Origin of the sequence: Candidatus Poriferisodalis sp., assembly GCF_965208555.1 — a bacterium.
In the GTDB taxonomy this organism is placed as follows: Bacteria; Actinomycetota; Acidimicrobiia; order Acidimicrobiales; family Poriferisodalaceae; genus Poriferisodalis.
This window is the reverse complement of sequence record NZ_OZ242342.1, coordinates 3,114,699-3,136,173: the sequence shown is the minus strand read 5'-3', so window position 1 is coordinate 3,136,173 and position 21,475 is coordinate 3,114,699. Positions and strand designations below refer to the sequence as shown.

General features: G+C 65.8%; 13 protein-coding genes and 3 rRNA genes. 1 reads left to right on the top strand and 15 read right to left on the bottom strand.

Translation table 11 applies throughout. The features are described from left to right. Complete coding sequence (locus tag ACOGXE_RS14400) at positions 1-1,515, top strand: amidohydrolase family protein (RefSeq protein ID WP_419931591.1); 1,515 nt, start codon at positions 1-3, stop codon at positions 1,513-1,515. A 76-nt stretch (positions 1,516-1,591) separates the two neighbouring features. Here the strand turns inward: ACOGXE_RS14400 and ACOGXE_RS14395 are convergent, their stop codons facing one another. From ACOGXE_RS14395 to tyrS, 15 genes are all read right to left on the bottom strand, one after another. Continuing rightward, the gene (locus tag ACOGXE_RS14395; RefSeq protein ID WP_419931590.1) at positions 1,592-2,746 is read right to left on the bottom strand and encodes a hypothetical protein; all 1,155 of its coding nucleotides are present in this window, start codon (positions 2,744-2,746) and stop codon (positions 1,592-1,594) included. Beyond that, positions 2,716-3,588, bottom strand: a complete 873-nt coding sequence (locus tag ACOGXE_RS14390; protein ID WP_419931589.1) for a glycosyltransferase — start codon at positions 3,586-3,588, stop codon at positions 2,716-2,718. The genes ACOGXE_RS14395 and ACOGXE_RS14390 overlap by 31 nt, the downstream gene beginning before the upstream one ends. Next, positions 3,585-4,646 (bottom strand): copper transporter, encoded by a 1,062-nt coding sequence (locus ACOGXE_RS14385; protein WP_419931588.1) that lies wholly within the window; start codon positions 4,644-4,646, stop codon positions 3,585-3,587. Before ACOGXE_RS14385 ends, ACOGXE_RS14390 begins: the two co-directional genes overlap by 4 nt. A 13-nt stretch (positions 4,647-4,659) precedes the next feature. After that, entirely contained in the window at positions 4,660-5,775 is a 1,116-nt protein-coding gene (steA, locus tag ACOGXE_RS14380; protein ID WP_419933528.1) for a putative cytokinetic ring protein SteA, read from the bottom strand. Positions 5,776-5,840: 65 nt separating this feature from the next. After that, complete coding sequence (gene recN, locus ACOGXE_RS14375; RefSeq protein WP_419931587.1) at positions 5,841-7,436, bottom strand: DNA repair protein RecN; 1,596 nt, start codon at positions 7,434-7,436, stop codon at positions 5,841-5,843. Continuing rightward, positions 7,436-8,308 (bottom strand): NAD(+)/NADH kinase, encoded by an 873-nt coding sequence (locus ACOGXE_RS14370; RefSeq protein WP_419931586.1) that lies wholly within the window; start codon positions 8,306-8,308, stop codon positions 7,436-7,438. Before ACOGXE_RS14370 ends, recN begins: the two co-directional genes overlap by 1 nt. Further along, a complete protein-coding gene (locus ACOGXE_RS14365) occupies positions 8,305-9,171 on the bottom strand; it encodes a TlyA family RNA methyltransferase (RefSeq protein ID WP_419931585.1) in 867 nt (288 codons plus the stop codon). The genes ACOGXE_RS14370 and ACOGXE_RS14365 overlap by 4 nt, the downstream gene beginning before the upstream one ends. 64 nt (positions 9,172-9,235) lie before the next feature. After that, positions 9,236-10,255, bottom strand: coding sequence for a 2-oxoacid:ferredoxin oxidoreductase subunit beta (locus tag ACOGXE_RS14360; RefSeq protein WP_419931584.1), 1,020 nt, complete (start codon positions 10,253-10,255; stop codon positions 9,236-9,238). Between the two features lie 40 nt (positions 10,256-10,295). Further along, on the bottom strand, positions 10,296-12,191 hold the full coding sequence (locus ACOGXE_RS14355; protein WP_419931583.1) for a 2-oxoacid:acceptor oxidoreductase subunit alpha: 1,896 nt from the start codon (positions 12,189-12,191) through the stop codon (positions 10,296-10,298). A 123-nt stretch (positions 12,192-12,314) separates the two neighbouring features. After that, positions 12,315-13,373, bottom strand: a complete 1,059-nt coding sequence (locus ACOGXE_RS14350) for a class I fructose-bisphosphate aldolase (RefSeq protein ID WP_419931582.1) — start codon at positions 13,371-13,373, stop codon at positions 12,315-12,317. A 156-nt stretch (positions 13,374-13,529) separates the two neighbouring features. Further along, a complete protein-coding gene (locus ACOGXE_RS14345) occupies positions 13,530-14,174 on the bottom strand; it encodes a tetratricopeptide repeat protein (RefSeq protein ID WP_419931581.1) in 645 nt (214 codons plus the stop codon). A 392-nt stretch (positions 14,175-14,566) separates the two neighbouring features. Then, positions 14,567-14,683, bottom strand: a 5S ribosomal RNA gene (gene rrf, locus ACOGXE_RS14340). Positions 14,684-14,798: 115 nt separating this feature from the next. Further along, positions 14,799-17,881, bottom strand: a 23S ribosomal RNA gene (locus tag ACOGXE_RS14335). Positions 17,882-18,176: 295 nt separating this feature from the next. Then, positions 18,177-19,696, bottom strand: a 16S ribosomal RNA gene (locus ACOGXE_RS14330). Together the 16S, 23S and 5S rRNA genes form the textbook arrangement of a ribosomal RNA operon. A gap of 493 nt (positions 19,697-20,189) precedes the next feature. After that, positions 20,190-21,461 carry a tyrosine--tRNA ligase gene (tyrS, locus tag ACOGXE_RS14325; RefSeq protein ID WP_419931580.1) on the bottom strand — a complete coding sequence of 424 codons (1,272 nt, stop codon included), beginning with the start codon at positions 21,459-21,461 and terminating at the stop codon, positions 20,190-20,192. Between the last annotated feature and the right edge of the window lie 14 nt (positions 21,462-21,475).

Here is a 21,475-nt window from a genome sequence, read left to right as displayed (position 1 = left end):
ATGAGCAACACCGGTGACCGCACACAGCACACCGGGCCCGAGCCTGGGCACGCGGACTTGGTGGTGCACAGCGCCGAACTGGTGGCGACCTGCGACGATCAGCGCCGCGAGATCGTCGGCGGGTGGGTTGCCATCACCGACGGGCTCGTCAGCGCCGTGGGCGAGGCCGCCGAGGCACCGCCGCCAGCAACGCGCCGCATCGATGCGCGCGGCTGCCTGGTGACTCCTGGGCTCATCAACACCCATCACCACATGTACCAGAACCTCACCCGGTCCTACGCACCGGCGCTTCGAGGCGGGCTGTTCGACTGGCTCACCACGCTGTACCCCCTGTGGGCACGGCTCGATGAGCAGGGCGCGTACCTGTCCGCGTGGGTCGGCCTTGCAGAGCTGGCGTTGGGCGGCTGCACGACCAGCACTGATCACCTCTATGTGCATCCCCGGGGCGGCGGCGACCTGATCACGGCCGAGATCAACGCCGCCGCCGAACTGGGCATGCGCTTCCACCCCACCCGCGGCTCGATGTCGCTGGGCCAATCGGACGGCGGGCTGCCCCCTGATGAGGTCTGCCAATCGCCCGACGAGATCTTGGCCGAGTCGGAGCGGCTGGTCGGAGTGCACCATGACCGCTCGCCCGATGCGATGGTGCGGATCGCGCTGGCCCCGTGCTCGCCGTTCTCGGTGTCGACCGACCTGATGACGGCCACCGCCGAGCTGGCTGAACGGCTCGACGTGCGCCTGCACACGCACCTGTGCGAGGACCCCGGTGAGGACGGCTTCTGCCTGGAGATGTTCGGGATGCGGCCGGTGGACTACTTCGAGCACTGCGGCTGGGGCTCAAACCGTTCGTGGATCGCGCATGGCGTGCAGCCCAACACTGCCGAGATCGCCCGCCTGGGCACGTGGGGCACCGGAGTGGCGCACTGCCCCAGCTCGAACCTGCTGCTCGGCGTCGGGCTGGCCCCGGTGCGCGAGCTGCGAGCAGCGGGCGTTCCCGTCGGCCTCGGCGTGGACGGCTCGGCCAGCACCGATTCGGCGTCGATGTGGACCGAGGCGCGCAATGCGCTGCTGGTGGGGCGGCTGCGTGACGGCCAGCGACAATTGAGCGCCGAGAAGGGTCTGGACAGCGGCAGGCCCGCCGACGGCCGTGACCGCGACGTCGATGACACCGCACACGAGAGCAGCGGGGGGGACAGCACGGTGTACTTCTCTGCTCGCGATGTCCTCGACGTCGCAACCCGTGGCAGCGCAGGGTGCCTCGGCCGCGAGGGCGAGATCGGCGAGCTGTCGCCCGGTGCATGCGGCGACCTCGTGGTGTGGCAGTTCGACGGGCCGGCGTTCGCAGGCGCACTCTCTGATCTCATCGAGGCATGGCTGCGCTGCGGCCCGCTGTCCGCCCGGGACACGATCGTGGCCGGTCGCCCTGTCGTGCGCGACGGTCAGATCGTTCACCCCGACCTCGACGAACGCTTGGCCGAGCATCGCCACTGCGCCGCTGCCATGCAGCGGGCATAGGACACTGCGCCGCTGCCATGCAGCGGGCGTAGCACCGAGCGCCGCCTCCGCAGCGGGCGCAACGACGCCGCGCTGCTCACGTGTGGCGGTAGGGCGAGCCGAGCCGGTCCAGCCATCGCAGTGGCGGCACCGCATCGATGACCCGGCTGAACGACCACCGTTCGCTTGACAGGTTCAAGACCGCCAGCACCGCCAGGACCACCCACTCGACGGTCGACGGGTAGGCGACAACCGTCGCCATGCCCACGACGGCTCCCACCGGGTTGACACCGGTGTCACCCAGCATGTGCTGCTCCGCCAATTCGCTGCGCAGCAATCCTGCCGATGCGCCCACGGCGGCCCCGGCCCACACGGCCCATTCCGAGGTTTCGAACCCCAGATCGAGACGACCCGTCGAGCCAGCCGCCACGAGCGCTGCCGGCGTCAGAGCGACGAGCCACCACACAAACGCCGCCTTGACCGCGCGCCCGGGCGCCCGATCCAGCAGGTTCAGCAAGTTCGCCGACAGTGCCACGATCAGCACCCCGCGCACGAGCGCCATTGCGCTCCATGCGGCATCGGGATCGGCACCCAGTCCCAACAGCTGGGCCGACGCGCGGAGCCAGTCACCGCCGGGTCCTGCGCCCACAACGTCTCGGGCCTCGGCCGGGTCGCCCCACAGGGCGATCTGTACGGCCGCTATCGCCACGACGAGGCCGCCCACCGCCTTCAAGGCCCCAGTGGTGAGCCGGCGACGCTCCCAACTGAGACGAAGGTGCCCCCGGAACCCGCCGCCTTGTTGCCCATGCGGCTCGCCGAGCACACCTCTGGTGTCGTCGTTGTAGCCGAGCCATCCGAATCCCCCGAGCAGCACGAGTGCGGCGATGCCGCCGGCAATGACGGCAGAATCCGGCGAGCGGGCCAGCAGCGGGTCGTGATCGGGCACGAACACGGCCCAGCGCAGCTCGGCCTCCGGCAGCGAAACGACGACCGCCGCCGTGACGATGACGGCGATCGCACCGGCGGCAAGGGCAACAAGACCCGAGACGGCGACAATCTGGCGGCCGCGGTAGTTGGGCCGGATCCAGCGATCCCGGCTCATGCGCGCACCGAGCCAGCGCCACAGCACAGCCGCGACGAGCAGCGATCCCCCGAATGCGGCGATGAGCATCACCGCTGCCTGCGGCCTGCCGACGATGAGGGCCAGCGGCGGCGACCGTGTCACGACCCGTGTGGGGTTCGGCGACGCCACGGCCGTCTCGACCGCAGGTCCCGGAGCGCACGTGGCAGCCGAAGCCGGCGTGCGCGCCGCCATCGGGCGCGCGCCGCTAGCCCCAGCCGGCGTCCCCGATGACCCACCGGCACTCGACGAGCCGCCGAGATGACACGGCCGAGCAGGGAGGCAGCCAGGCAGTACATCGCCTTCGGCCAGCCGGTGCGAGCTACGACTGCCAGGTAGACGTGGCGGCCGATGCGGGCCCGGTGCGCAATGCCGCTGAGATCACGGCCGGTCTGCCGATGGGTGAATCCCACTGCGATCTCGCTGATGACGGCATCGCGATTAGCCGCATCGAGCGTCAGGCCGATCTCGAGACCGAATCCGGGCGCAAGCTGGAGCGATCTCAGCAGCGGACCCCGCACCGCGCGCTGCCCCGAGAGCGGCTCCGCCATGTCGAGTCCCGTTTGCGAACGCAGCACGCGCGCCGCAAACCCCTTGACGAGCCCGAGCCCGCCCCGACCATCAGGAGCGTCGAACACGGCGATCGTCATATCGGCATCGCCCAGCGCGACCGGCTGCAGCAGATCACCGGCCAGTGCAGCTGAAGCGCCCAGATCGGCATCGATGAGCAGGTAGACGTCGGGTGCGCCCGACGCCGCGATGCCCGCCGTGATCGCCGCTCCCTTGCCGCGGTTGCGAGCGAGCTCGATGACACGCGCTCCGGCTGCAGCCGCAACCGCCGCTGTGCGATCCCGGGAACCGTCGTCGACCACGATGACGTCGAGCACGTCGGACACGGTTCGCAGCGCCGTCACCGTGGCACCCACCGTGTCGGCCCGGTTGAACGCAGGCACAATCGCCACGGCATGGGTCATGACGGGCCCAAGCCGTGGTCAGGATCGGCGCCAGAGAAGTGGTTGACGGCAGGCAGCCGCTCCAGCGCCACCAGCAGCGCCAGATCGCCCGAGAAGGTCTCGACATCGTCGACGCTCGAGAACGACTCAGCGAGCACAGGATCGGCGCGGAGCAGCTGGAGCACGGTGCCGTAGCCGGCTCCGGCTGCAGCGGGAGCCGGTACCTCGACGATGACGGCGGCGCCCGAGTGCCCGTCATCGGCCATCGCACGGAGCAGATCGAAGACGAAGTCCTCATTCAGCCTCGTTGCAGCCGCATCGGTGACCACTACAAGCCGCATCTGCTCCCCGCCGAGCAGATGCAGCGCGGCAGCGCCGGTGCCGTCGTGAGTGATCAACTCCAGATCTCGCAGCAAGGTAAGCGCCGTGCGAGTCGGCGGCACCGACGAGAAGCCGCGCGAGAAACCGTCGAGCGCTGCGGAGTCGGTGATCGCGTTCACGTCGTTGCCGGGCGTCCGGCTAGAACCCGCCTCGGCCGGCCTGAAGAGCGCCTGGGGCACCAGGAAACGAAGCGCTCGTCGCACGGCGTTGCGGCTGTCGCCTGCCAGCGAGAATGCTCGGGCGATGCTCTGACGCACGTCGGGGTCGTCCAGACGCAGGTCCTCGCTGAGCCACACCACGCCGCCCGGTCGTGCGTCGGTCGCATCGAGACGAGCGCGGATGGCTGCCACCGCGGCTCGATCAGTGGACTCGGGCGCAACGATGAGCGTCGTCGTGCCGCTCAGTCGACCTTGGGGAAGGTACGGCCGCACGAGATCCTCCACCTCGAACCGAACGGACCGAGCGGCTTCGACGCCCGCGAGCGCGGCGTCGCGTTCCGCCTCCACCCCGCTGAGTGCCTCCTCAGCCTGCGCTCGCCGCTCGATCGCCGACTCGGTGTCAGCCTGCAGCTGGTCCACACGAGACTCCAGGTTGCTCACCAGCACCGAGTCCACGAACGTCGAGCCCAATGCCAAGCCGATCGCCAAGGCCAGGAAGACTGCCGCTATGGACACGATGTGGTAGCGGAGATTGATCATTCGCCTGACCGATCTACAGGCCCATGTTGATCCACAGCGTGCGAAGCAGCAGCCTGCCCGGCTCGGTCACTGCAGCAATGACGCCGATGGTGACGAGCGCCGAGACGATCAGCATGGCCATGTCGCGCTTGCGCACCTGGGTGCGGTACAGGCGGCTCACTCCCTTCGCATCCACGAGTACCGGAGACACCTGCATCCGGGTCAGGAAGGTGGAGGCCATGCCTCGACGGCCCTTGTCGAAGAAGTCGACCATCGACGTGTGCGATCCGACTTCGACGATCTGCTCGGCTCGCTGCTCGTAGGCCAGCCGCAAGGCGAGATCCTCGCTGGTGCCGGGCGCAGCGATGACGTCATAGCTCAGGCCGGCGGCGTCGAGGCGCGCCGAACCCGGCGCGCCGCCCTCGGGATAAGCATGCACGATGAGCTGCGCCCCGCACCCGAGTGCCCGTGGGGACACCGAGTCGAAATCGCCGATGATGATGTGCGGCACCAGCCCGGTGTCGAGCAGCGCATCGGCGCCGCCGTCCACCCCGATGATGACCGGCCGCATGTCGGACATGTAGCCCGAACGGCGAAGCGCGCGCAGATCCTCGCGGTAGTCGATGCCGCGTACTGCCACCAGCACATGGCGACGACGCAGCTCGTGCCGCAGCGGCGGGATCTCCAGCTCGTCGGTCAGGACCTGCGGTTCCTTCTCCAGATACTCGAGCGTGTTGCGGGCAAAGCTCCCGAGTTCGCTGCGCACCGCTACCCGCGCCGATTCCAGCACGCGTTCGAAGTACTCGGCATCGCGGCGATATCCGGTCCCGATCACTTGGTCGCCGCGCAGCAGCTCATCGCCGGTGATGGCTATCTCCTCGCCGTCGTGAAGCGACGCAAACACCCCCTCGCCGATGTCCTCCAGTACTGGCACCCCTGCTTGCGCGAGCGTGAGGCCGCCCAGCGCCGGGTACCGGCCGGTCATCGTCGATTCCGCGTTGATGACGGCGATCGCGCCCGCTGCCAGCAGCCCGTCCGCGGCGACCCGGTCAAGATCGGCATGGTGGATGACCGCGATGTCACCCCGCTCGAGGCGGCTCAGCAGGTTCTTGGTGCGGCGATCCACACGGCACCGTCCCGCATACTCCACTTGGCTGTTGCCACGGTCGCGGCGGGAGCGGTGACGCCCCCACAACGAAAGCGAGCGGGAAGTGCTCACACCGAGGTGCCGCCTCGCGCCGCCGCCTCCAGCAGCTCGGATGCGTGCTGGCGGCCGCTCGCCCACGCAGGCTGACCCGCGAGCATCCGTGCCAGCTCACTGATGCGATCCTCTCCCGTCACAGCGACAAGGTCGGATGCCACCGCGTCGCCGTCGTCGGTTTTTCGAACGGCCACCTGGTCGTGTGCGAATGCTGCGACCTGCGGGAGATGCGTCACCACCAGTACCTGGTGGTGCTCCGCCAGCGAAGCCAGCGACCGACCGACTGCCACAGCTGTCTCGCCACCGATGCCGGCGTCGACTTCATCGAATACCAAGGTCGGAGGTCCGGCAGTCAGCACGAGCCGCAGCGCCAGCATGACGCGTGCCAGCTCGCCTCCCGAGGCCACCTTCGACAATGGTGCTGGCGGGGAGCCGCGATTCGCGCTGAAACGCAGTTCGATGCTGTCGCTCGGTGCATCGCCGGCCACGCTGACCTCCAGCGTGCCGCCCTCCAGCGCCAACGACGCCAAGTGCTCGCTCACCGCAGCGGCGAGGCCAGGTGCGGCTGCGCGACGAGCTTCAGCCACCACATCAGCTTCAGCGTGGACGTGGCTTTGTGCGGCTTCGATGCCAGCCTCAAGCTCTGCTGCAAGCTCGGTGTGGCGTTCCAGCTGCGAGAGACGCTCGGCCGCTCGGGCACCGAATGCCCTGACATCTGCGAGCGTGTCGCCGTACTTGCGGGTGAGCCCGCGCAGGAGTTGGTGCCGGGCACGGGCTTCGGCCAGCGCCTGCGGGTCGTCATCGATCGTCTCGAGCACGTCTCTCAGCTGCGCGACGATGTCGTCCAATTCGGCAGCGACGGCCTCCAAGCGGTCGCTGACCGGGGCAAACGCCTTCCGGGAGGCCAGCAGGGCCACCGCGGCGCCCAGCTTGTCGATCGTCCCGTCGTCGCCAGCGAGTGCTTGGCGGGCCGCTTGACCATCCTCGAGGATCGTCGCTGCGTCGGCCAGCAAGTCCTCTCGCTCGGCGATCCACTCCAACTCGTTTGGGTCGTCGAGTTGTGCCACAGCGATCTCGTCAACCTGGTATCTCAAGAGATCGATCTCCTGCGCCCTGGCGCGCGCGTCGCCGCCCAGCGCAGCCAGGTTCTCGGTCAGCGCCCGCAATTCGGTGCGCGCCGCCGCCAAGGGGCGCACATCGATACCGCCCCAGCGATCCAGCGCCTCACGCTGGGTGCGAGAGCTCAGCAGCGATTGGTGCTGGTGCTGCCCATGCAGGTCAACCAGCCCGGTTCCGAGCTCGGCGAGTTCGGTTGCCGAGGCCATGCCACCGTCCACATAGGCACGGCTGCGGCCGGTCGCAGGGACCACGCGGCGCAGCACCCGCTCGCTGCCGTCGGGGTGCACGAACCTGCCCTCGACCACCGCCTCCACTGCGCCGGTGCGCACCATCGCCGGATCGGCTCGCCCGCCCATCAGCAGCTGCAATGCCTGCACCACAAGGGTCTTCCCGGCGCCCGTCTCGCCGGTCAGCGCCGTCATGCCTTCGCCGAGCACCAAGTTGGCATGGGAGATGACGCCAAGATCGTGCACCGCCAGCTCGACGAGCATCAGCGGTCCTTGAGGCCGAACTTGTGCTTCAGCACGCGATGGAAGCTGTCGCCGCCGGCAGTGACAAATCGCGCGTCATAGGGGGCACGCGTCACGACGAGTTCATCGCCCGTCGCCAGCATCGTGGCCGAGCGCCCGTCCACGGCGGCAAGCGCCGGCCGTTCGCTGATCACCCGGATGCCGATCTCGGTGTCCGCCGACAGCAGCAGGGAGCGATCGAACAGCATGTGCGGCGCGACCGGTGTGACTTGCAGCGAGGAGTGCGTCGGAGCAACTACGGCGCCGCCCGCCGACAGGCTGTACGCAGTGGATCCCGTCGGGGTGGACACGATGAGGCCGTCCGCCGCATACGTCGCGAAGACATCGCCATCGAGCCACACTTCCAACCGCACGGTGTGACCCGGGTCGCGTTTCTCGAGCACGACCTCGTTCAATCCCGTCCATGCCGCTTCCTCGTCGGCGTCATCGGGATCGGCGCCCGGCGCCCGGCGCACTGTTGCGCTGACCATCATCCGCTCGGAGGTGCCCAGCGATCCATCGAGGGCTGCGCCGACAACCTCGACAAGCTGCGCGGGCTCGAACTCTGTCAGGTAGCCGAGGTGGCCGACGTTGACTCCGAGCACCGGCACTCCTGCTGCCGCGACCAAGTCAACCGAGCGCAGCATCGTGCCGTCGCCGCCGACGCTCACGGCGAGGTCGGGGGCTGTGGGGATCGGCTCGGCCGCTATCAGGTCGCTGCGATCGATGGCAACCGCCTCAGTGCGTCCCATCTGCACGGAATGGCCCTCGTTCTCGAGCCAGTCCACCAAGCCCTTGGCCGCCGACAGCGCCTCGGCGCGCTCGGCGTGAGCGACGATGAGCACCGCACTCATGGCACCCTCTCCGCTGTTCCATGAGTCACTTCGGCATGCCGTGCCGCCGCGCCGGCAGCGGCGGCGAGATCGAAGCGCCCGGCGCCGGCGGAATCGCCGGCTGACGGGTGGCCGCCGTCCGCAGGCCGCCGGCAGTGCAGGAAGAACTCGACATTGCCTGCGGCGCCTCGCAACGACGACACGGCAACGCCGGCAGGAACGAGGCCATTGGCCGACGCGCTCGACGCCACGTCGTCGAGCACGTGCCGCCATACGTCCGGATCGCGTACCACCCCCTTGCCTCGCGAGGCCTCGCGCCGGCCGGCTTCGAACTGCGGCTTGACGAGCAGCACTGCGTCTCCTGCGCGTGCCGTGCACGCCGCGAGATTGGCCATCACCGCCCGCAGCGAGATGAACGACAGATCAGCGGTCGTGATGCTGGCGTCGCCGCCGATGTCCGCCGGACCGACATGACGGATGTTGCACCGCTCCCGCACCGTGACCCGGGCATCTGCGCGCAGGCGGGCATCGAGCTGTCCCCAGCCGACATCGATCGCTACGACTTCCGCTGCGCCCCGCTGCAGCAGGCAATCGGTGAAGCCGCCGGTGGAGGCACCGGCGTCGAGGGCGCGCCGTCCCCTTACATCGATACCGAATTCGTCCAGGGCCGCATCCAGCTTGTCCCCGCCGCGGGAGACAAATCGCGCTGGATCACCGCTGAGCCGGACCGGCTCGGCGGGCGAGACCATCCGGGACGGCTTGTGCGCGACGGAACCGCCTACGAGAACCCGACCGTCGGAGATGAGCGCCTGCGCCGCCGTCCGTGAGGAAGCCATGCGGCGGCGGACGAGCTCGTTGTCGAGGCGTCGTCGCACGGCATTCATGCAGCCGAAAGTACCAGCGCGCCCACGGCGTACCGCAGTGGTTTCTGCGGAGGAAGAAGGTGGTTCAGACGTGCCAAGTGCCGCGTGAACGCAACAGTTGCGCAATGTCAGCGGCACCTTGCTTTTCCTGGGCTGCGGCCAGCTGCCGGGTAGAAGCCATGGCGTACTCGCTGCGCCGCACCGCGCGGAACACGCCGATCGGCGTCGGCTCGAACGGTCCGCGCGCGAGACGCGCCAGCATGAACGCCGTCGAGGGATCGTGCTTCGTCTCGTCGTGGGTGAGCAGTTCGTCAGTGTCCACGTCGGCCGTGTGCACAACCCGGGCGCAGCCCGATTCGTCGATGACGCCGAACTCGCCGTCCGCCCCGAAGCGGATGGGCTCGCCGTGCGTCAGCGGGATGAGGTTGGCATCGCGGTTCTGCTTCTTGGTGACCCCTTCGAACGCGCCGTCATTGAAGACGTTGCAGTTCTGGAACACCTCCACGAACGCGGCGCCATCGTGCTCATGCGCCCGGCGGAACGTGTCCATCATGTGCTGGCGATCCATGTCGTGCGTGCGCGCCACGAATGAGGCCTCGGCGCCGAGCGCCACAGCGAGCGGGTTGAACGGTGCGTCGAGCGAGCCCATCGGCGAGCTCTTGGTGACTTTGCCGATCTCGCTCGTGGGGCTGAACTGGCCCTTGGTCAAGCCGTAGATCTGGTTGTTGAACAGCAGCACCTTGATCTTGACGTTGCGCCGCAGAGCGTGGATCAGGTGATTGCCGCCGATCGACAGCATGTCGCCGTCGCCGCCGATCACCCAGACGTCGAGATCGGGCCGGGCCATCGCCAAGCCGGTGGCGATTGCGGGCGCCCGGCCGTGGATGCCGTGCACGCCGTAGGAGTTCATGTAGTACGGGAACCGGGCAGCACAGCCGATGCCCGACACGAACACCGTGTTGTGAGGCTCGGTGCCCAGGCTCGGCATCAGCATCCGCATCGCGGTGAGGATGGAGTAGTCGCCGCAGCCCGGGCACCAGCGGACCTCCTGGTCGGAGGCCCAGTCTCCTGGCTGTGTCGTCGGCGTGATCGAGGTGTCGGTCATCGTGTTGGCTGCCTCTGTTGGTGCTCGCTGGACTCGTCGGTCATGGGCTCGTTGCTGTGATTCCCGCCAGCTCTTCCAAGCGCTTGCGGATTGCGGAGGTCACTTCGCCGGTGGTGAACGGCACGCCGTCGATCTTGCCCACGTGCTCGACGTCGATCAGGTATTTCGCCCGCACCAGATCACACAGCTGGCCCTTGTTCATCTCGGGGCACACCACGGCCCGGTAGCGCCGCAGCACGTCGCCCAGATTGCCGGGCAGCGGATGGAGATGTCGCAGGTGAACATGCGCCACCCGCTGTCCCTCGTCGCGCAGCCGGCCCGCAGCCGCGTCGATGGCGCCCCACGTGGAGCCCCAGCCCAGCACCACGAGATCGGCATCGACATCGCCCGCCACCTCGACATCGGGCACGTCGACGCCGTCGATCTTGGCTTGCCGCAGATCGACCATCAGCTGGTGATTCTCTGGGTCGTAGGAAATGTTGCCGGTGCGGTCCTCTTTCTCGATGCCGCCCACACGGTGCATCAGTCCGGGCGTGCCGGGGATGGCCCACGGGCGAGCCAGCGTGTCGGGATCCCGCAGGTACGGCAGGAAGATGCCGTCGCCGTCTTCGTTGGTGCCGTTGAACTCGGTCGCAAAGTCGACGCCGATGTCGGGCAATTGGTCGACGTCGGGCAGCAGCCACGGCTCGGAGCTGTTCGCCAGGTAGCCGTCCGACAGCACGATGACGGGCGTGCGGTACTTCAGCGCGATGCGAGACGCCTCGATCGCGATGTCGAAGCAGTCGGCAGGACTGCGCGGGGCCACGACCGGCAGCGGCGACTCGGAATGCCGCCCGTACATGGCCATCATCAGATCGGCCTGCTCGGGTTTGGTGGGCAGGCCCGTCGACGGGCCGCCGCGCTGGATGTCGAGCACCACCATCGGGAGCTCGAGGCTGACCGCAAGGCTGAGCGTCTCGCCCTTCAGTGCCAAGCCGGGCCCCGATGTGGAGGTGAACGCCAGCGCCCCGCCGAAAGCCGCCCCAACCGCCGACGCTGCCGCGGCGATCTCGTCTTCGGCCTGGAACGTCCGCACGCCGAAGTTCTTCTTCAGCGACATCTCGTGCAGGATGTCCGAGGCCGGCGTGATGGGGTACGAGCCGAGGAACACCGGCAGGCGGGCCAGCTGGCCCGCCACGACGCAGCCCCAGGCCAGCGCGGTGTTCCCGTTCACGTTGGTGTACTCGCCGGGTGCCAGCGGGGCGGGCTTCACCTCGTAGTGGGCCTCGAAGATCTCCGCCGTCTCGCCGAAGTTGTAGCCAGCCTTGAATGCTGCGGTATTGGCATTGATGACCTGCTCGCGGCCCCGGAACTTGGTGTTGATGAACTCGAGCGTCGGCTCGACCGGGCGGGTGTACATCCATGAGATCAGGCCGAGCGCGAAGAAGTTCTTGGAGCGCTCCGCGTCGCGGGGTTTGACACCGTGCTCGGCCACGGCGTCCCGGGTGATCTGGCTCATCGGCACCGGGTAGGAGCGGTAGTCGTCCAGCGTGCCGTCGTCGAGCGGGTTGCTCGAATAGCCGGCCTTCTCCAGGTTGCGGTCGTTGAAGGCATCGGTGTTCAAGATGAGCGCGCCGCCCTGCGCCAGGTTGTGCAGCTGCGCCTTGAGCGCCGCCGGATTCATCGCCACCAGCACCGTGGGGGCATCGCCCGGCGTAGTGATGTCGAAGTCGGAGATGCGCACCTGGAACGCCGAGACACCGGCGAGCGTGCCTTGCGGGGCGCGGATCTCGGCGGGGAACTCTGGCAGCGTGGACAGATCGTTTCCGAGCGCTGCGGAGATGCTCGTGAATTGGTCACCGGTGAGCTGCATGCCATCGCCGGAGTCGCCGGCGAAGCGAATGATGACCTCATCGATCTCCTGCAGCGGCAGTTCGCGCGATGCGGTGTCGGTCACTGTGTCTCCTGGTCGAAGGGCTTCTGAGAGAAACGGCTCGCGGTCTCGGAGCCGCGGAGTGCGGCCGCTCCAGGCGACCACGCTAGCCGCGGCTGCGTGGCCGCAGCCGGGTGGGATCACGCCTCAGGCGATGGTCACCGCCTGGTCCAAATAGACGTCCTGGATGGCGCCGAGCAGCTCGACGCCTTCGGCCATGGGCCTCTGGAATGCCTTGCGCCCGGAGATCAGCCCGATGCCGCCTGCTCGCTTGTTGACCACCGCCGTGGTGACGGCCTCGGCCAGATCGGTCGCCCCCGAACTGGCGCCGCCGGAGTTGATGAGTCCCACGCGTCCCATGTAGCAATTCGCCACCTGCCAGCGGCACAGGTCCACCGGGTGATCGGTCGTCAGCCGGTCGTACACCGCCGCATGGGTCTTGCCGAAGCCCGGCACCGAGACGAAGGCTCCGTTGTTCTCCGGCAGCTTCTGCTTGATGATGTCGGCCTCGATGGTCACGCCGATGTGGTTGGCCTGCCCGGTGGCATCGGCGGCGACATGATGGTCGACCCCCTCGACATTGATGTCGGAGTTGCGCAGGTAGCACCACAGCACGGTGAACATGCCGAGGCGATGCGCCTCGGAGAACGCGGCGGCCACTTCGGTGATCTGGCGGCCGCTCTCGGCCGAGCCGAAGTAGATCGTCGCGCCGACGCCGGCTGCTCCGAGCTCGTGCGCCTGCTGGACCGAGCCGAACATGATCTGGTCGTAGGAGGCTGGGTAGGTCAGCAGTTCGTTGTGGTTGATCTTGACGATGAACGGGATGCGGTGGGCGTAGCGGCGGGACACCGCGCCGAGCACGCCGAACGTCGTGGCCACGGCATTGCAGCCGCCCTCGACCGCCAACTCCACGATGGAGGCCGGATCAAAATAGATCGGGTTCGGCGCAAACGAGGCGGCGCCAGTGTGCTCGATGCCCTGGTCCACGGGCAGGACGGAGACGTAGCCCGTGCCACCGAGCCGACCATGGTCGAATAGCGACTGGAGGCTCCGCATGACTTGCGGCGAACGGTCGGTGCCGGCGACGACATCGGTCACGAAGTCCGGCCCGGGCAGGGTGAGCAGGTCCCGTCCGATGCCTTCGCACTTGTGGTCCAGCAAATAGGAGGCCTGCTCGCCCAGCAGGCGCTCGATGTCGGTAGTCACGATGTACCGCTTGCCTCGCGTTATCTGGCGGCGCCGGTACTGAGGGCTGGTACTGGGGGCGGCGCGTGCCGAATGACGGGTTCACTCTATCCGCGCGCTTGCGCCGAAAGACTGACTCTTCGAGCCATCTGCGGCGGGCCGCGCGGCGCCTCTCCGCTACTTCGGTGTCCCCTGCTGCCCAGTGTCTCCAGTGCCGAGCGCGGCCAGCCGGTCAGCCACATCCACGAACCCGGGTTCGGTGTCGGCAATCCGGGCGAATCCGCGCCGGGCACGCTGTAGATCACCGACACGGTCGTACAGATCCGCGAGCGCGTACCACAGCCGGAGGTGATGCTCTTTGGGGCGCTTGGGTCGCAGCGGGCCTGCCTCGAGCAGGCGTATGGCGTCGCGTGGGCGACCCTCATCGGCCAGTGCCCCCGCTGCCACGATGCGCCCCTCGGTGATCGTCTGGGCGTCGGGATCAGCATGCCTCAACCGGTCCCACACGTCATGCACGTCGTTCAGCCGTCCCAGTGCCCGGTAGCAGTCCGCCAGCACCGGCAGCTGGTCGACGGCACCCGTCATCGCTTCGTACTGCTCGAGCCGGTGGGATGCCGCAGTCCACCGGCCGAGCCGGTACAGCGTCAGCCCGAAGAGCTCCTGCACCTCGGCGACGGCTGCATAGCGGGATGCGAGCGGTCGCAGGATGACGTGCGCGTCACCGAATCGCTCGGCCAGGAAGTCCTCTCCTGCATCGCGCAGGCGCCGTGCCAGCCGCTGCTGCTCCTCAGCCGGCATGCCGCGCAGGCCGGTCGGATCCAACTGGGGAATGTCCAGCCGCACGTCCGGCCGCCGGCGGCGCTGCGCATCGGGGCGCGAACGCTCCGCACGCTGAGGCTTCGGTGGAGGCTCCGGTCGAGGACTGCGTCGTTCCGGCGCCTTCGCCGCGTAGGCATCGCCTCGATCAGCGCCGGGAATGGGCCGGAGCACCGAGGCTCCCTTGCGGGCCACGCCACCCCAATCGGTCCGTCGGGCTGCCTGTTCGGCAACGTCGTCAACCGGTTTGTCACTCCGGCGAGGAGGGCCAGAGCGGCGGCGAGGCGGGCCCTTGCGGGGTGAGCCCTTGCGAGGCGGGCGCCGGTTCTGCGTCACTCCTCGAGGCTAGGCCCCCAGACGCGAAGAACCCCCGTCGCATACACGACGGGGGTTCGGGGTTCCGGCGGCGACCTACTCTCCCAGGGGAATTGCCCCCAAGTACCATCGGCGCTGGCAGGCTTAACTTCCGTGTTCGGAATGGGAACGGGTGTGGCCCTGCCGCCATAACCACCGGAGATCTGTGCGCATTCGACCAGTCGAATGGTGACAGGCCGAGCGCAGACCGGTGAAGACTGCACAGCGATGCACGCACAGCGCACTGCCAGGTGCGCTTCCTCGAGGCTGAGTACCGATACCAAGCCCTCGGCCGATTAGTACCGGTCTGCTGAACGCATTGCTGCGCTTACACATCCGGCCTATCAACGTGGTTATCTGCCACGGGCCTTACCTGGTTGTACCAGTGGGAGATCTCATCTTGGAACAGGCTTCGCGCTTAGATGCTTTCAGCGCTTATCCCTTCCGCAGGTCGCCAACCAGCCGTGCTCCTGGCGGAACAACTGGCACACGAGAGCTGCGTCCATCCGGGTCCTCTCGTACTACGGACAGCTTTCCTCAAATCTCCTACGGCTACAGAGGATAGGGACCGAACTGTCTCACGACGTTCTAAACCCAGCTCGCGTACCGCTTTAATGGGCGAACAGCCCAACCCTTGGGACCTGCTTCAGCCCCAGGATGCGATGAGCCGACATCGAGGTGCCAAACCTTCCCGTCGATATGGACTCTTGGGGAAGATGAGCCTGTTATCCCCGGGGTACCTTTTATCCGTTGAGCAACGACGCTTCCACACGCAATCGCTGGATCACTATGCCCTGCTTTCGCACCTGCTCGACCTGTATGTCTCACAGTCAAGCTCCCTTGTGCCATTGCACTCGACGACTGATTGCCAACCAGTCTGAGGGAACCTTTGGGCGCCTCCGTTACCATTTGGGAGGCGACCGCCCCAGTCAAACTACCCGCCTGGCACTGTTCCCGAACCCGATCAGGGTCCTAGGTTAGAGTTCCGACATGAGCAGGGTCGTATTTCAAGGGTGACTCCACGCATGCTGGCGCACACGCTTCCTAGTCTCCGACCTATCCTACACAACACGTGCCACAACCCAATACCAAGTTATAGTAAAGGTCCACGGGGTCTTTCCGTCCTTCTGTAGCCAACGAGCATCTTTACTCGTACTTCAATTTCGCCGGGTCTGTGGTTGAGACAGTGGGAAAGTCGTTACGCCATTCGTGCAGGTCGGAACTTACCCGACAAGGAATTTCGCTACCTTAGGACCGTTATAGTTACGGCCGCCGTTTACCGGGGCTTAGGTTCACAGCTTCGCTCCGAAGAGCTAACCGTTCCCCGTAACCTTCCGGCACCGGGCAGGCGTCACAGCGTATACATGGTCTTACGACTTCGCACGCTGCTGTGTTTTTAGTAAACAGTCGCTTTCCCCTATTTTGTGCCACCCTTTCCGGCTCGGGCAGCTAGTGCCGTCACCATCGCAGGGTCATCCTTCTCCCGAAGTTACGGATGCAATTTGCCGAGTTCCTTAACCACAGTTCTCCCGTTCGCCTGAGTATGCTCTACCTGCCTACCTGTGTTGGTTTAGGTACGGGCACCACGTGAACTCGCTAGAGGCTTTTCTAGGCAGCATGGAATCAATGACTTCGCCTGTAGCGGCTCGGCATCGCGTCTCAGACTTGATGGGGCCCGGACTTACCTAGTCCCCGTCCTACTCGCTTACCCCAGGTCTACCATCGCCTGGGTTCACCTATCCTCCTGCGTCCCCTCATTACTGTCCTCGGTGCGGTGGGTCGGTTCGTCGTTCCCCGAAGGGAGGACAGCCCCTTAGCAACCGCATTTTGGACTGGGCGCGCACGCGGTGGTACCGGAATATCAACCGGTTGTGCATCGACTACGCCTCTCGGCCTCGCCTTAGCTCCCGACTAACCCTGGGAGGACCAGCCTTCCCCAGGAACCCTTGGGCTTACGGCGGAGGGGATTCGCACCCCTCTCTCGCTACTCATGCCAGCATTCTCACTCGGACCCGCTCCACCGGCGCTCACGCTCCGGCTTCGCTGCAGGCACGACGCTCCCCTACCCCTCGAATTCGCTCGAAAGCGAATTCAAAGGCGCGGCTTCGGCGGTGTATTTAGCCCCGTTACATTATCCGCGCAGGACCACTCGACCAGTGAGCTGTTACGCACTCTTTCAAGGGTGGCTGCTTCTAAGCCAACCTCCTGGCTGTCTGGGCAATCCCACATCGTTTGCCACTTAATACACACTTAGGGGCCTTAGCCGGCGCTCTGGGCTGTTTCCCTCTCGTCCAACGAAGCTCATCCCCCGTGGACTCACTGCCGCACTCTGGAGCCATGGCATTCGGAGTTTGACTGGGGTCGGTAAGCTTGTGGGCCCCCTAGCCCAATCAGTGCTCTACCTCCATGGCTGAACGTGCGACGCTGCACCAAAATGCATTTCGGGGAGAACCAGATATCACCGTGTTTGATTGGCCTTTCACCCCTATCCACAGGTCATCCGCCCAGTTTTCAACCTAGGTCGGTTCGGGCCTCCACGGAGTCTTACCTCCGCTTCACCCTGCCCATGGATAGATCACACGGCTTCGGGTCTACAGCATGCGACTGTGCGCCCTGTTCGGACTCGCTTTCGCTCCGGCTTCCCATCACTGGTTAACCTTGCCACACACCGTAACTCGCTGGCTCATTCTTCAAAAGGCACGCTGTCGCGCTTGGGCACAAGTGCCCAGTAGCGCTTCAACTGCTTGTAAACCAATGGTTGCAGGTACTATTTCACTCCCCTCCCGGGGTACTTTTCACCTTTCCCTCACGGTACTAGTTCGCTATCGGTCGCCGACACATATTTAGCCTTACGAGGTGGTCCTCGCAGATTCACGCCGGCCTTCACGGAACCGGCGCTACTCGGGAGCAATCCCAGGAGGCAAACAGATTTCGCGTACGGGGCTGTCACCCTCTGTGGCCCGCCTTTCCTGTACGGTTCCGCTATCTGCTTGCTTTGTAACTCCTTGACCGATCTGGTGCTCGGTCGGGGATGTCCCACAACACCGATCCGGCAACGCCACCAGGCTTTACCACCGGACTCGGTTTAGGCTGTTCCCATTTCGCTCGCCGCTACTCCGGGAATCGCTGTTGCTTTCTTTTCCTCAGGGTACTGAGATGTTTCAATTCCCCTCGTTCCCTCTACCTGCCCTATAGATTCAGGCAGGAGTGACACCCGATAAAAGGTGCCGGGTTTCCCCATTCGGATATCCACGGATCAAAGCCTATTCGGCGGCTCCCCGTGGCTTATCGCAGCCTATCACGTCCTTCATCGGTGTTCGGCGCCAAGGCATTCACCATTGGCTCTTCGTAGCTTGGTATATCGATACTCAGTCTCGAAGAATCAAATTCCCTCTGCCACGGTCTCAAGTGTGACAGTGCAGAGGGTCTTGATGCTCGTGCATCGCTATGCAGTTATCAAAGAGCCGCCGCGCTACGCCCCCGCGCTGGGGCGCGATGCAGCGCTCCCTGGCAGCAGAACAGAGGACGAGCTGGCTAGTGACAGGCCGATTATGGAAATCGGCAGTCAGACACAGACAGCACCAGTGCTCCAACTGGGAATCTCCATCTGAGAATGAGACCACGGTGGTCTCATTCTCGGAGGTGACTCCTTAGAAAGGAGGTGATCCAGCCGCACCTTCCGGTACGGCTACCTTGTTACGACTTCACCCCAATCGCTCACCCCACCTTCGACAGCTCCCTCCCTTGCGGGTTGGGCCACTGGCTTCGGGTGTTGCCAACTTTCGTGGTGTGACGGGCGGTGTGTACAAGGCCCGGGAACGTATTCACCCCGGCGTTGCTGATCCGGGATTACTAGCGACTCCGGCTTCATGGAGTCGAGTTGCAGACTCCAATCCGAACTGAGACCGGCTTTTTGGGATTCGCTTGACCTCACGGTTTCGCAGCCCTTTGTACCGGCCATTGTAGCATGTTTGCAGCCCTGGGCATAAGGGGCATGATGACTTGACGTCGTCCCCACCTTCCTCCGACTTGTCGCCGGCAGTCTCCCACGAGTCCCCGCCATTACGCGCTGGCAACATAGGACAAGGGTTGCGCTCGTTGCGGGACTTAACCCAACATCTCACGACACGAGCTGACGACAGCCATGCACCACCTGTGATGGGACCATAAGGAGGCCGCATCTCTGCGGCTGTCCCCAACATGTCAAACCCAGGTAAGGTTCTTCGCGTTGCCTCGAATTAAGCAACATGCTCCGCCGCTTGTGCGGGCCCCCGTCAATTCCTTTGAGTTTTAGCCTTGCGGCCGTACTCCCCAGGCGGGGCACTTAATGCGTTAGCTACGGCACGGATCCCGTTGGATGGAACCCACACCTAGTGCCCAACGTTTACGGCGTGGACTACCAGGGTATCTAATCCTGTTTGCTCCCCACGCTTTCGCTCCTCAGCGTCAGTACCGGCCCAGAGTGCTGCCTTCGCTATCGGTATTCCTCCTGATATCTGCGCATTTCACCGCTACACCAGGAATTCTACACTCCCCTACCGGACTCTAGTCATGGCAGTATCGAGTGGCGTCTCAGAGTTGAGCCCTGAGTTTTCACACCCGACTTACCAAACCGCCTACGAGCCCTTTACGCCCAATGAATCCGGACAACGCTTGCGCCCTACGTATTACCGCGGCTGCTGGCACGTAGTTGGCCGGCGCTTCTTCTGCAGGTACCGTCAATTTCGTCCCTGCTGAAAGGGGTTTACGACCCGAAGGCCTTCTTCCCCCACGCGGCGTCGCTGCGTCAGGCTTTCGCCCATTGCGCAATATTCCCTCCTGCTGCCTCCCGTAGGAGTCTGGGCCGTGTCTCAGTCCCAGTGTGGCTGATCGTCCTCTCAGACCAGCTACCCGTCGATGCCTTGGTGAGCCGTTACCTCACCAACAAGCTGATAGGCCGCGAGACCCTCCCGGAGCACCGGAGCGTTTCCTGAGCGCACCATGAGGTGCAGGCAGGGTATTGGGCATTAATCCAGGTTTCCCTGGGCTATTCCCATCTCCGGGGTAGGTTTCTCACGTGTTACTCACCCGTTCGCCACTTCCCCATTGAGACCGAAGTCTCGGGTTCGTTCGACTTGCATGGATGAAGCGCGCCGCCAGCGTTCGTCCTGAGCCAGGATCAAACTCTCCATCGAGATCAAGCCCGCGAGGTTGTACGGCTGAGCCGCAAACCACCACTGGCACGATCGAAGAGCCCGTGCTGCTCTGTGAGGGGAAGACCCCTCTCCGGGCAGCAACTGGCTGGAATTGGTGCACCGTCTCATGTCGACCCGCTCGAGGCGGGCTTGATGGGACGGCACGAACAAGTTGGCCTCCGATCTGGGTAGATCGAAGACCGGCTGTGTGGTTCGACCGGCGGCTGAGTCCAGCAGCCGATCGCCCGCACTGGCGTTTTCGTCCTCTGTTCTGTTGTCAAGGAGCGCTGCTCAGGCGAAGTCGCCGGCAGCTGACACTCGATCGACGTCTGCCGCTGCCCTCTGCGAAAGAGTGCTGCGGGCGACGCCGCCGGAGGTGTCGGACCCCCCTCTGACCCGCAATGCGGCCCGTGAGGGGGAGGCACGAGAATACAGGCGGCGACCCACCGCCGCAACCATCCTCAACGGCTGATTTGGCGCGATCTCGGCAAAGTCATGATGCCGTCGCGACGTGCCAGCGCTTCTTGCCCCGCCGCAGCAGCACGTAGCGGCCATACAGCAGATCATGCGACCCGACGAGTCGGTCGGGATCGCTGGTGCGGTCCCCGTTGATGTACACGCTGCCCTCGGCCAACGCCCTGCGCGCCTCGCTGCGGCTCTGGGCCAATTCGGCATCGACCAGCACGTCCACAACCGGCGCATCAAGCGCTCGCAGCGGGCGCGACGGGACTTCTGCAGCAACGAACGCCAGCGCCGACGCGGATGCTTCGCGCAGCGACACGGTGCCGCCGAACAACACCTCGCTGGCACCGGCCGCAGCCGTGGCAGCAGCATCGCCGTGCACGATGCGGGTGATCTCGGCGGCCAGACGCCGCTGGCCTTCGCGCCGGCCAGGCTCGGCGTCATGGGCCGCAGCGATTTCGTGCACTTCGTCCAGCTCCAGAAAGGTGAGCTGGCGCAGCAATCTGGCCACATCGGCATCGTCGACGCCGATCCATGCCTGGTAGAAGCGGTACGGACTCATGGCTTCCGCGCTGAGCCAGAGTGTCTCGCCGCCCGCTGTCTTGCCGTACTTGGTGCCATCGGAGCGCACCAGCAATGGCCAGGTCAGCGCATGCGCGGCGCGCCCGAGCCGTCGCCGGATCAGGTCGATCCCGAGCACGATGTTGCCCCACTGGTCCGAGCCGCCGACCTGCAGCTCGCATTCGACGTTCTCGGCGAGCCACAGGTAGTCGTAGGCCTGCAGCAGCATGTAGCTGAACTCGGTATAGGACAGGCCGTCGCCGTCGTCGAGCCGGTTGCGAATCGACTCCTTGCCCACCATCTGCTGCACGGTGACGTGCTTGCCGACCTCGCGCAGGAAGTCGAGCACGCCCACGCCGACGGTCCAAGCGCGGTTGTCCAGCAGCCTCGCCGCGTAGGGCCCGTCGTCGAAATCCAAGAACTGGCGCAGCTGCGGCACGATGCCTTCCAAGTTCTGCGCAAGCGCTTCGTCATCGAGCAGGTTGCGCTCGGCTGAGCGCTCGCTCGGGTCGCCGATCATGCCGGTCGCCCCGCCGGCAAGAGCGATCGGGCGATGGCCGCCCAGTTGCAGCCGGCGCAGCGTCAGCAGTCCCATGAGGTTGCCCACGTGAAGGCTGGCCGCTGTGGGGTCGAAACCGCAATAGACCGTGATCGGGCCGCTCTCCAAGCGCTTCGTCAGCGCCTGGCGGTCAGTCGTCTGATGGATCAGACCACGCGCCTCGAGATCAGCCAGGACATCCACAGGGCCAGTCTGCC